Annotated in this window: 11 protein-coding genes; 6 read left to right on the top strand and 5 right to left on the bottom strand. The window is 48.5% G+C overall.

Going from position 1 to position 12,565, the window contains the following annotated elements; all coding sequences use genetic code 11:
• Position 1 precedes the first annotated feature (1 nt).
• A complete protein-coding gene (locus tag HER31_RS04550) occupies positions 2-337 on the bottom strand; it encodes an HMA2 domain-containing protein (protein ID WP_168659487.1) in 336 nt (111 codons plus the stop codon).
• Between the two features lie 141 nt (positions 338-478).
• Here HER31_RS04550 and HER31_RS04555 point away from each other — a divergent pair, with 141 nt between their 5' ends.
• Positions 479-838 carry a hypothetical protein gene (locus tag HER31_RS04555; protein WP_168659488.1) on the top strand — a complete coding sequence of 120 codons (360 nt, stop codon included), beginning with the start codon at positions 479-481 and terminating at the stop codon, positions 836-838.
• 239 nt (positions 839-1,077) lie between these two features.
• Here the strand turns inward: HER31_RS04555 and HER31_RS04560 are convergent, their stop codons facing one another.
• The 4 genes from HER31_RS04560 to HER31_RS04575 all read right to left on the bottom strand — a co-directional run bounded on the left by HER31_RS04560 (position 1,078) and on the right by HER31_RS04575 (position 6,308).
• Complete coding sequence (locus HER31_RS04560; RefSeq protein ID WP_168659489.1) at positions 1,078-1,998, bottom strand: LysR family transcriptional regulator; 921 nt, start codon at positions 1,996-1,998, stop codon at positions 1,078-1,080.
• A 405-nt stretch (positions 1,999-2,403) separates the two neighbouring features.
• Positions 2,404-4,158, bottom strand: coding sequence for an aryl-sulfate sulfotransferase (locus tag HER31_RS04565; RefSeq protein ID WP_168659490.1), 1,755 nt, complete (start codon positions 4,156-4,158; stop codon positions 2,404-2,406).
• Between the two features lie 584 nt (positions 4,159-4,742).
• Complete coding sequence (locus tag HER31_RS04570) at positions 4,743-5,231, bottom strand: hypothetical protein (RefSeq protein ID WP_202983604.1); 489 nt, start codon at positions 5,229-5,231, stop codon at positions 4,743-4,745.
• A 438-nt stretch (positions 5,232-5,669) separates the two neighbouring features.
• Positions 5,670-6,308, bottom strand: coding sequence for a hypothetical protein (locus HER31_RS04575; protein WP_168659491.1), 639 nt, complete (start codon positions 6,306-6,308; stop codon positions 5,670-5,672).
• 554 nt (positions 6,309-6,862) lie between these two features.
• On the opposite strand from HER31_RS04575, the gene HER31_RS04580 reads away from it, so the two are divergent.
• From HER31_RS04580 to hyfE, 5 genes are read left to right on the top strand one after another with little or no spacing between them, the layout of a single operon-like run.
• Entirely contained in the window at positions 6,863-7,474 is a 612-nt protein-coding gene (locus HER31_RS04580) for a 4Fe-4S dicluster domain-containing protein (RefSeq protein WP_168659492.1), read from the top strand.
• On the top strand, positions 7,471-9,498 hold the full coding sequence (gene hyfB / locus HER31_RS04585) for a hydrogenase 4 subunit B (RefSeq protein WP_168659493.1): 2,028 nt from the start codon (positions 7,471-7,473) through the stop codon (positions 9,496-9,498). Before HER31_RS04580 ends, hyfB begins: the two co-directional genes overlap by 4 nt.
• Positions 9,498-10,451, top strand: a complete 954-nt coding sequence (locus HER31_RS04590; protein ID WP_168659494.1) for a respiratory chain complex I subunit 1 family protein — start codon at positions 9,498-9,500, stop codon at positions 10,449-10,451. Before hyfB ends, HER31_RS04590 begins: the two co-directional genes overlap by 1 nt.
• 14 nt (positions 10,452-10,465) lie before the next feature.
• Positions 10,466-11,905: a hydrogenase 4 subunit D gene (locus HER31_RS04595; protein ID WP_168659495.1), complete on the top strand. Its 1,440-nt coding sequence runs from the start codon at positions 10,466-10,468 to the stop codon at positions 11,903-11,905.
• A gap of 6 nt (positions 11,906-11,911) precedes the next feature.
• Positions 11,912-12,565, top strand: a complete 654-nt coding sequence (gene hyfE / locus HER31_RS04600; protein ID WP_202983605.1) for a hydrogenase 4 membrane subunit — start codon at positions 11,912-11,914, stop codon at positions 12,563-12,565.

The raw sequence follows: 12,565 nt of genomic DNA on the forward strand, positions 1-12,565 counted from the left end.
ATTAGGCTCCTGCTTGGTAGATTGGGGTGAGTGTATTGATCAAAGAGGTGCAAGCTGCACGAGCTTGTTGGTCGTCATCATGAAAGAGTCGATCCAACAATTGTGGTTCGATTACAGCGGCATCGTATTCAAGCAATAGACTGTTGGTTTCACTATTAAGCTGGTATCGCTTTAATGGTGCGAACTGAATGGCATGTTCCATCGTTTGAGTTGTCTTATAGCGCGCTAATTTCGCGACGATGGCGGAATTAAACTTGAGCCTTATGCGACCAGGAATGTGGTGGCCGATATGGACCCACTGGCGTAGAGATAGAATCTCATTTGTTAATTCAGGCATGTTTTAGTTGGTGTCAGCTCATAGTTTTTGAATTTTCACACAGATACCCCTGCTGCAACATGATCGATATCACGGTTAGCGGTTGCAAAAGTGCGTTAGCGGATGTAATGTTAATGCAAATCAATCTCATTGGCAGCAAAAATGGCTACGTACATACACAAAACTGCTCAGCGTCTGCGGATTCGCTCTGAATACATTTTGCAGCACCCCAATGAGGTGCATGCACTTATTGAACAACTCAATGCCATTGAAGCGGTTGAGACGGTAAGCCACAAACGTTATGCCGGTTCGGTTGCGATCACTTTTGACGGCACCGAGATCAGCGCTGACGATTTACTGGAAACCGTTGAAAGCCACGGCTGGCTTCGCAGCGAAGAGAAAAGCGCCTTCGTTGAAAATGCGGTAAAGAGTGGTTCTAAAACGCTGGTTAAAGGCGTTGCAGTAATGGCATTAAAACAGTTGATGGGGCCAGTATTGTCCCGAGCAATGCCGTTCGCTTAAGGTACGTTGGGCGTTGGAGCAGCACGGTGTTACGACGTTGCTTAGTATCCCTAAAGGCGTCTAGCCTGAGTCAGTGGTAACTGTGGTAGATAATCGAATTAGCCACATGGATGTTGCAGTTACCTTGCTGACAACATCGTTCTTCATTTGCAATACTCCCCTCTGCCCCATTCAACCTTGTTCAACATCGAGTTAATGGCTCTTACAGCTAAAGCGCCCCTTTCGTCAGGGCGAATTGCTCAGTGTGATTGCTCTAGCAGTGTCTTAACTTCATTTCTGAACCAAACATGAAAGTTTGAGTTTTGCTTGTTCTTTGGTTGAAGAATGTAATGATACCGGTCGATTTTATTCAGCTCTGGCGGGGCCGGCAGAATAGCAACTTGATCTTCATATACCCGTAAGCTCTTCTCGCTAGAAAAATAGAGCGAATTCGTGCTCTTCACTACCTCAATTGCCGCCGGTAAGTAGCCAATTCTCATGGTGATATAGGGCGTAAGGTTGTGCTGGTCACAGATGGACTCAATGAGCGAGTAGTCATATTTTCGGGTGGTCGATACATCGGGCAAAATTAACGGATAATTGGTTAAGTCTTCTAGCGTTATCGCGCTATTTTTTAATACTGAATGGTTGAGATTACAGACGACGGCACGTTTGGCGATTGAGCCTCGGTAACTGATAATTTTATTGTCATTGATGGGATTAGCATGAACCGCTAAATCAACGCTACCGTTGGCTAGATTATCGGCACTGTCGTCCCCCCAAACCTTAATTTTTAGCTTCACTTTGGGGCAGTTCGCTGTAATCAGTGCATGTATTTTTGGAATAAGCGATAAGCACAGCGGCTCGATAACATCAACTCGAACCACACCAGAGTAATGTGTAGGAAGGATGTTGGAGTCGAGTGGAAATATTTCCGAAAATAGTTGGTATAGCTCAGGCAGCTTTTGATAAACGGCGTTCGCTTTTTTATTAGGCACTAAGCCGTCGCGGGTCCGAATAAATAGCTCATCATCTAATGCTTCCCGTAGGCGTTTAAGTTCATAGCTGACGCTAGATTGCGATAAGGAGAGTCTGCGTCCAACAGCAACTGCAGAACGCTCTTCATGTAAGGCTTCGAATATTTGTAAGCTGCTAAACCTTAAATTTTTAAATCGTTCCACACTTACTCTCCTGAATTAACTGGTTTGATGATATCAATTCTCAAACAGAAAAGTGCCACCGAAGCTGAAAACTTGTTGGAGCAAGGTGCTAAATGTGAGCTGGATAGTAATAACCATCATTGTGGCTGCTTAATGGTTCGCAAGAGAGCAGTGTTGTGTGAATTGGAATGCTTAGTGATTCTTGTCGGGAGTGAGCGCAGAATGGCATGATTCGCCACTTTTAAATAGGAGGTTCCAATTGCTTTTATAGTGATTAAATAATTATTTGTGGCGAATGGATTATCTTTATTCTGATGATGCATTAATGACTAACACTAATTTTTGCGGTTTGAAAACAGCACTACTTTTAACATGAATTGCAAATAATTATGGCGCCAATCAATGTTGATTGACGCCATAGCCTTTTTATTTGCTAAATGCCGCAGTAGGACGAATTACCGTGGTTCGGTAGGACGGTTGACGTTTAACTGTAGATTCGATATGCAGCTCTACTTTTACATCTTGGGTGCCATATTCGAGCTCAACCAGTTTTGGCTTAGTGATTGAATGCTCCATTAAGTTGGCTGATGCGAAATAGACCATCATTGAGTCTTTATCTGCTTGGTATTCGGTAACAGAGGTAATTGGAGAGTAGAACTCGTAACCTCGCTCTTTACCATATTCCCAAATCTGCTCAACAGTCATGTCGTCTTCGTTGATTCGATATTCAACAGCGCGGCTATACTTCATAGTTGGCATTGCCGGCTGTTCTAAATGACGACCATCACCATTATCAAAGATAGTCAGGGTGTCTTTTTCCGGTACCCAAAAAGAGGTGTGCTGGGCGTAACCAAAATCAAAGTCCGTGTCTTCACATAGCCCCTGTGGAGAACAATCCAGTTTTTTGCCTTTAGCATCAACTGGGGTTAGCAGTTTGGTAGCAAGTTCACCTTTCCATCCAGCACTTGGGCCAAGAATCCATTTTACTTTTTTGTCGCGGCCAATCTTAACTGCGGTGGTTTGGTGGCGTGGCGAGATAATGATTGAATCATCGCTTGCATCATAATCTACTGAGTTAACATGGGCCCAGTTGCGACCAATTCCTACTCCAGGTACATCTCCAAATGGTGCATCTGGCTCAACGTCAATTGGACCTGCATCATCGTCAACATTGATACAGACAGCGCGCGCATCCATCGCTTTAAGCATGTCGTCACGCATAGGGTCGAGAATGGTATTTAAGTCCCAGTAATCGACTACTTGTCCATATGGGTCAACCTCAACAATGTGGTCTCGAATGGTGTGAACGACTTTACCGTCTGGGCGGACATAGTTTTTCTTTGCAGCTCGGATCAGATAGTTGCCATTTGGCATCTCTTGCATGTCGTGGGAGAAGTCAATAAAGCCGGCGGGTAGATCCCGTTCCATAATCATCCGGCCCATCAGATCCATGCGGTAATAGCGTTGGCCTTGGCCAAAGATAATGTCACCATTGTCAACTTGGTGAACCCCCATAAGAACGCCACGTTTGCGAGCATCGTAGATATCATGAATTTTGTTGTGATCTAAATACCAACGAACTTCGCCTTGCGTATCGGTAATAAAATTAACTGACCAACGGTCCCACTCAAAGGCACCACCACCAACTCGAGTAATGAGATCATTATTACTGTTGTGAGGTAAATGGTTAACCCAATATAGGCGCTCTTTAAAGTCATTTTCGACCTTAACAGGTGTTACTTGAGGAAACGCGTGTGTGGCTCCGTCAAGTGTAACGCCAACTACCGGCTGGGTGACAATAGTGTATGTCTCGTTAATTTTTTTGCCATCCAATTTATATTCCAGGTCAACTTTGTTGGCATAATCACCATATAAACCAAATACCGGAATGCCGTTATGAGTTAGCATAGTTTGCTGGCCGACAGAATAACTTACAGGCACACCATTTTTGCCTTTGCCACGCACGGTAACAGTAACATCAGTAGGCGATTTAGAATTAAGGTCGATGACGGCACTTAATGGCGCATAACCGTAAGGGTTAACTTGCATCGCACCTAATTGTCCCTGTGCAGTTCTTTTTATTTTTAATACTGCGTAAGCAGGCTCTGAATATACAGTCATGCCGGTTGCCATTAATAGTGAACACACCATGGATAATGTGGCTATAGTGCTTTTTTTCATTTTAATCACTCCAATTGATTTCAGAGCCAATGTTAATAGTTGAAATCAATATATTTGTGATGCTGGTCTACAAATGGTTCCATTTAAAAATTGGCGTGTTGATATTGCAAATTAAAGAATGAATTTGGCTGTTAGTTCACTTAATCCGATTGCAGGAAATCGGCAATGTAGATATCTAATATCAGTTACAGGGGGGGAGCTTCGCCCCCCTTTGCCTTAGCTCGCAATTCAAAGCGCTTCGCTGGACTACTTCAATGCGGCAGAAGATCAATTGCGATAGTGCTTGATCCTTTGTATCGCGACTCGCCTAGCCAGTGCTTTAACTGTATTAGAAAGAACAACAACACTTAGTTGGTACACAACCATTTATTGTGGCTGCAAACAGCGGGGCAGTGAACCAAGCAACAAGAGGTTGGCAATAGCCAATAGAGGGCGTAGCAATGGCTAACTGGAGTGTGCCATGCTCATGCCGATAGCGCTTGCCATTGTGGACGCAACGCTTGGCTAAGGATTATCACATGACGATGTTGCTTAAACGGTAAAACAGCAACTTGGTTTTATCGTAACTAACGGATTTTATGCTGTTAACCAAAGCGCTTCTGGGCACATTTGCAGAAACCACCGGCAAGGGCAGGGCAGCGTTTACAGGGGGGAGACTTGAGTGGCAAACGAGCGATGCTTGAGACTTGTGGCGCAGTGCGTTGTGAGGTCTGTGCTGATGTACTGCGCTGCAAGCTGCTTTCATTGGCTGCGACAAAAGAGAGGTTACGCCCCTCTTCGAACCAACTGAGCAACGGATTTAATGGGGTAGCAAGCTCTCGTACAGCGTTTAACCCGGCTTGACGGGACACCTGTGCCAACTCATTACGCAGAGCCGAACCGCTAGCGGTGGCAGTGACGGCGTTGGTTGCACGTAACTGCTGCTTAGATTTGCTGCTTGGCTTTATCGCCTTCTTGAGCTTTTTTAATTTCTTTAAAGATGACATCTGTAACCACGAATCATTCTCAATTGCATTCAATTGTGAACCAATATCATTGTCGATGCCAGCGTTAAGCGCACATTTTTGAACCAATTAGTTTAATTCACCTTCGATTGCCATTGTTGGGGTGTACCAACTAAGTGTTGTTGTTTCCAATACTGTTAAAGCACCGGCTAGGCGAGTGTTGATACAAGGGCAAAGCACTACCGCCGTTGATCTTCTGCCGCATTGGAGCGGCCCAGCGAAGCGCTTTGGGCTGCGACCTAAGGCAAAGGAGGATTCCAAAGGGGGCGAAGCTCCGCCCTAATGCACACAAGAATGTGCCGTCGCCACCGCGACATCGTCGCCTAAAGCACCGAAATCGGTACAGCCGAAGGGGTAAGATAAACTTCAACAGCTAACTACGACACAGCCCATTGTTGTGCTCGTTCTGACTCAAGCAATGCAACCACAGCAGTTCACTCCATCATTATGGTGTGAACTGCCGCAGGGTCGCTAGAGAGGTTAATGCCAGCGGTGTTGTTTGCTAGATCAATTAGCGATCAACATTAGTCCTGTGGTCAGTGAAACCCCACCAGCACAGGCGAAGGCACGTCTTACGTTGCGTTGGCAGGTTAAGACATGGCGATTGAATAGCAATACCGCGCCGCCAAATAGGGTAAAACAAACCAGTACGCCAGCAACAAAGGCAAACACTAACGATAAGCTGAGGTTGGCCATATCAACTACGCCCAGCGTAACCAACATGCCGCGAACGCCACCCATTCCCATTAGCGCACCGAGCGCTAAGGCAGAGCCTTGGTCTTTTTTATCGTGTTGGTGAGCGTCGCCAAACCAAATATGTACGTGTGGTTGGTTGTTGTGCATATGTTGGCGGAAATGAACCTGATCGGTAATGGCCATATAAAGTAGGTAGGCGCCCATTAGGGCAATAACTGACGCAGCAATAATATCGCCGCTGGCAGTTAACCACAGTGGCAGGTTGTAATAGGTTAATAGCTTTGCAAATAACAACAACATCAAGCCATGGCCTAGCGCAAACAGCACTACATTAAGCAGTGCTGAGCGACTCTGTTTGCCGATTGAAAAGTTTGCAATAACAACTAGGTGATCAGGCCCAAAGCTATGTAGAACCCCATAAAAAAACAGAATCAGTAAGCTGGTTTCCATACCTTGTCTCTCTTAGTTTTTTGGTTTGAAACGGTATTGGTTGATTGGAATATCAGTGGCGACTGTCCTAGCAATAACGTTAACTTGCCAACAGCTGGACTGAATTATTTTTTGTGGCTAAAGCACTTTGCATCACGAACTAAAGAATTAGCAAACGAAAATTGAGATATATAATTTTGCGTAATTATATTCTTGAGTTATCTCATACAACTGCCACTAATTACGCTCTATTAGTTCTCAACACTGTTGAATATTTTAGCTACACCATCGTCGTCCCAAATCTATAACAATCCATAAAGTGAAAGTTTTTTATCTTTTACGCATTAATTTGTGCGGTGTCGCTATTGATAATAACCGTGTCAGTAGTGACGAAATTCATATTCGATTGCAACGGCAACTCACGTGTGGCGGATTATTGTGTGGCGAATGTTAGTCGCGCAGCTGAAACAACTTTAAATGGTTCACTTGTTGTTATTTAACGTCAGTGGTCACGAGTTGGTATAGAAATTGATGTAACAGGGTTCCTGTCGTGAAGTAATACATTAAGGTTGGTTATGAATCGCTTTGTTGTTGCTGATCCCAAACTTTGTATCGGTTGCGGAACCTGCATGGCTGCATGTTCTGAAACCCATAAAAAACAAGGGTTGCAAATTCATCCGCGACTGACCGTCATGAAGCACCAGCAGGTTACCGCACCGGTTTTATGTAGGCATTGTGAAGACGCACCCTGCATAAAAGTTTGCCCGGTTAAGGCAATCTCTCAGCAAGATGGCTCAGTCATTGTTAATGAAAGCAAATGTGTAGGCTGCACCCTGTGCGCCATCGTTTGTCCTTTTGGCGCAATCAGCACCGACGGCAGCCGGCCGGTGGATTACGTCACCTCGTTCGACACCTTCATCCCTTCAGATCCCAATAGCAGTAACCCCAGTACCAGTTCGCCACGCTGCTTTGGTAATGGCCTGTTGGCGTGGGAACCCGGCGTAAAAGCCATCGCGGTTAAGTGCGATCTGTGCCGCCATAGAAAAGACGGCCCAGCTTGCGTCGGCGTATGCCCAACGGGTGCGCTGGTTGAGATGGGCGGTTGTGGTGGCGCTGCGGCGCGCAAAACCAAACAAACCGATCAGGCGTTGGTGGTTGATCGGCTTAGCCAAGGAGGCCAGCTATGAGCCCATTGGATCTATTGGTATTGTCACTTAGTCTCTATTTGATTGGCGCGCTGGCAACCCTGTTGTTTAAAGCAAATGAGCCGATGGCCTACAAGCTATCCGGTGTTTTTGGTGCCGCTGGCGGTGTGGTTGGGGTGGTATTAGCGCTGGGTGCATTGCTCAGTGGTGAGGTTAACGTTTACCAGCTGCCGAGCCCATTCTACTTCGCCGATTTGATTGTCAGAATCGACCTACTGGGCGCCTTTATGATCGGCGTTATCTCGTTGATAGTGATAGCAGCATCCATCTACTCACTGTCGTACATGCAAGAGTATGAAGGCAAGGGTGCTTGGGCGATGGGGTTCTTCCTCAATCTGTTTATCGCTTCAATGGTGGCCTTAGTCGTTTGTGACAACGCCTTCTACTTTATCGTTTTGTTTGAAGCGATGTCGTTGGCCTCTTACTTTTTGGTTATTGGCGAGCAGAGCGAGAAGGGCGTTAAAGCGGGCTTACAGTACTTCTTATACGCCCATGGCGGTTCAGTACTGATCATGATCGCCTTCTTCTTGATGTACCGCGAAGCGGGCAGCTTGAATTTCGACGCCTTCCGTCAACTCAGTCTCGACCCAACAATGGCGTCGATCGTGTTCCTGTTGGCGTTCTTCGGTTTCGGTGCCAAAGCAGGGATCATCACCCTGCACGGTTGGTTACCACAGGCTCACCCAGCCGCACCATCGCATGCATCAGCACTGATGTCTGGTGTCATGGTTAAGGTTGGGGTGTTTGGCATCATTAAGGTAGGCATCGATCTACTCGGTGCGGACCTGCTGTGGTGGGGCTACATGGTGTTGGCGTTCGGTGCCGTTTCATCGGTACTTGGGGTGCTTTATGCCTTGGCCGAGCACGACATCAAGCGACTATTGGCATATCACACCGTGGAAAACATCGGCATCATCTTGATGGGCGTTGGCGTCGGTATGATAGGTCTAGCCAGCGGCAACGATGTGATTGCGGCGCTAGGCTTGCTTGGTGGTTTGTATCACCTGCTAAACCACGCGGTGTTTAAGGGGCTATTGTTCCTTGGCGCTGGCTCGATGATCTACCGCGTGCACACCAAAGATATGGACAGCATGGGTGGTCTTGGCAAGTTGATGCCTTACACCGCTATCGCCTTCCTCATCGGCACCATGGCTATCTCGGCCTTGCCTCCGCTGAACGGCTTTGTCTCGGAATGGTTTATCTACCAGTCGCTTATCAGCATGAGTAAAACCGGCGATCTGCTTATGACCAGCCTCGCTCCGGTTGCGGTAATTATGCTGGCGTTAACCGGCGCTTTAGCGTGCATGTGTTTCGTAAAGGTCTACGGGATCTGCTTCGCTGGCGCACCGAAAACACAAGCCGCGGCTAAGGCAACTGAAGTGCCGCTGTGCATGAACATCGGCACCATGATGTTGGCGCTGATGTGCATCATCTTAGGTATCGGTTCTCCTTGGATTGCGCCAGTTATCTCCTCCGTTGCCGCAGAGCTGGTGAATAGCCAAGCCATCGTGGTGCAGCAGGGGGCAGCGCTGGTTCCGGTTGATGGCACCCAAGCCATTTTATCTACACCGGTTATCGCAGTGACGCTGATTGCCCTGTTGATGGTACCGGCAGCAATCCTGCGTCTGTTCCGTGGCCAAAAAATGGCCCGCCGAGTTGCAGGCGACCCATGGGCTTGTGGTTACGCCGTTGAGGATCGAATGACGGTTTCTGCAGGCAGCTTCACCTCAACGTTACGAGCGATGTATGAACCGCTTTATCGCATTCGCAACATCCTCAATCCGGCCAATCGACTACTGCAAGGATTAACTAAAACTAAGCAGGGTGCCAGCCAGCTGGAACCGCAGTTGGATAACCGGGTAGTGATGCCAACGGTGCGCTTGGTGCAAGCCTTAGCTCGTCGCGTTCAGGTACTACAGCGCGGTGACTTCCGGGTTTACTGCATGTACATCGTGGTGGCGCTGTTTGTGCTGTTAATCATCCCTGTTGAGTTAGGAGTTAACTAATGCAAGGACTGCAGATGCCAAGTCCTGAGTGGATTGCACTGGCAATTATTCAGGCATTCATAATGTTAAGCCTCGCGCCGTTAGTCACCGGGGGTACCCGGGTACTGCGAGCGAAGATGCACTCTCGCCAAGGGCCAGGGGTGTTACAAGACTACCGCGATATCGGCAAGTTGCTGCGCCGTCAAGAGTTGGCGCCGCACCCAACTGGGTTTGTGTTTCGGTGGACCCCAACGGTGATGATCGTAACCATGCTGTTGGTTGGTATGGCGCTGCCTACCGTGACCAATCAGTCGCCGTTCCCGATTGCCGGTGACATCATCACCGACATCTACCTGTTCGCCATCTTCCGCTTCTTCTTCTCACTGGCTGGGTTGGACAGTGGCAGCATCTTCGCAGGCCTAGGTGCCAGCCGCGAAGTGACGCTAGGTGTGTTGGTGGAGCCGATCTTGATGCTGTCGATTCTGGTGATGGTGTTAATCGCCGGCAGCTCCGATCTGGGTCTTATCAGTACCCACGTAGCAACGCAATCGATGGCGGTACCGGGGGCGATGATCTTAGCGGGTCTGGCCTGTGCATTCGTGATCTTTATTGAGATGGGCAAACTGCCGTTTGACTGCGCGGAAGCGGAGCAAGAGCTGCAGGAAGGGCCGTTAACCGAATATTCCGGTTCTGGTTTGGCGATGATCAAACTCGGCCTAGGTTTGAAGCAGGTTGTGGTTGCGCAGCTGTTCATTGCCCTGTTTATCCCGTTTGGCAAGGCCACCGAGCTGACGATTCCTGCACTAGGGCTCGCCACGCTGGTGCTGTTGGCAAAGCTGTTTGTGATCTTCCTGATTGCCGGGGTGATTGAAAACAGCGTGGCACGGACACGGTTTGTTAAAACCCACCACCTTACATGGGTTGGGTTTGGCGTTGCTGTGCTGGCCTTCATCTTCTTCCTGACCGGCCTCTAAGGAGCTAGCAAGTTATGGAAAATCTTGCTGTAACGACCATCTTCATTCCACTGCTGGGGGCATTGCTAACGCTGTTGGCCCCGAAAGGCAGTGCGAAATGGGTGGCGCAACTGTTCGCTGGGCTGGCCACTATCAGTGTGTTAGCACTGGCCTCGTCCTTTCATAGTAGTGGTGTTGAGTCGGTCACCTATTCGATTCTAGCCCTTGACCAGATCCAACTGTTTGGCTTAACCGTCGATAAAATCAGTACCTTAATTACCGCTGCAGTGGTGGTGATAGGGCTGTTGATTGCGATGTTCTCACTCGGTTACATGTCTGATGGCAACCGCGAGCATCCGCACGAAGCAGCACCGCGTTACTACGCCCTGTTGCTGGCCTTTATCGGTGCTATGGCCGGCTTGGTACTGTCATCCACCATCCTTGGGCAACTGCTGTTTTTCGAGGTAACTGGGATCTGTTCTTGGGCATTGATTGGTTACTACCAATCCGAGTCTTCGAAGAAATCGGCACTAAAGGCACTGACCATTACTCACGTCGCCTCCATCGGTCTGTTTATAGCCGCAGCGATGTTGCTGATAGAAACCGGCACCTTCGAGCTTACTGCCTTAGCGCAGTTAAGTATGGAGTCGAAAACCGTGGTGTTCCTAGGCATTTTGTTGGCCGCTTGGGGTAAGTCAGCACAGCTACCACTGCATGTGTGGTTACCCGATGCAATGGCAGCACCTACGCCTATCTCGGCTTACCTACACGCGGCGTCAATGGTGAAGGTTGGGGTGTACATCTTTGCCCGCGCCATTCTCTCCGCTGGCGAAGTGCCAGAGATCATCGGTGTTGTCGGTGTGGTTGGCGCCATCATCACCATGATTTACGGATTCGTGATGTACCTACCGCAGATGGATATGAAGCGACTGCTGGCGTACTCAACCATTACCCAGTTGGCTTACATCTTCTTGGCGTTATCGCTGTCGGTGTTTGGTTCCAGCTTAGCGTTGGAAAGTGGCATCGCTTACATCTTCAACCACGCCTTCGCGAAAACCCTGTTCTTCCTTGTTGCCGGTGCTCTGAGCTACAGCTGTGGTACGCGCATGCTGCCGAAGTTAAAGGGCATCGTTAAAGGCTCACCGCTGTTGGCCGTTGCTTTTTGTGTGGCTGCGTTGGCCATTACAGGGGTACCGCCATTTAACGGTTTCTTCTCCAAGTTCCCGTTATTTGTGGCGGGCTTTGAGCTGACCTCGGTCCATAGCTGGTTAATGCCAATACTGTTGTTGGCGTTGGTTGAGTCAGTCGCCAGTTTCGGCTGGATCATGTACTGGTTCGGCAAGTCAGTAATTGGCGAGCCATCGGAAGCCGTGTCCACCATGAAGCCACTGCCGCCAGTAATGTCTGCTGTGTTGGTGGTTCTTATCATCATGTCGCTCTGTTCCAGCTTTATCGCTGCGAACTGGATTGGGTAAGGAAGAATGATGAGTAATGAAATCGTAATTAACAACCTTGCTGGGATGCTGATCGTCACCTCGTTGCTGGTGATTGGCGGTAAAAGCCCAAAGCTGGTTACCTTGCTGTATTCGCTGCAGTCACTGATCTTGGTTTGTACCTTCTTGGCCATCGCCAGTGCGATGGATGCAACTGAGTTGTACACCTGGTCGGCGACGGCGTTTGTTACCAAGGTGGTGCTGTTACCGGCCATCTTATACAAGGCCTGTAGCGACATGGTTGACCCGAAACTCGACACCACATCCATCAACTTCAGCTGGATCCTAGTCATTGGTGCCGCGCTCTCCTTTGGTTCTTTCCTTGCCGTCGAAGCGGTGCAACTGCCTATCGTGGCCAACCTAAAACCGGCCTTAGCCGTATCGTTGAGCCACTTCTTCCTCGGTTTGCTGTGCATCATCAGCCAGCGCAACATCCTCAAGCAGTTGTTTGGCTACTGCCTAATGGAAAACGGTTCCTCATTAATGCTGGCATTGCTGGCGAATAAGGCACCGGGCGTGGTTGAGGTCGGCATCACTATCGATGCGGTATTCGCCGTGGTCTTCATGGTGATTCTGGTGCGGCAGATCTTCCGCAACCTGCACACCTTAGATGTGCAGCAGTTAACGTCACTGAAGGGGTAG

Source organism: Ferrimonas lipolytica, from assembly GCF_012295575.1.
Taxonomy (GTDB): domain Bacteria; phylum Pseudomonadota; class Gammaproteobacteria; order Enterobacterales; family Shewanellaceae; genus Ferrimonas; species Ferrimonas lipolytica.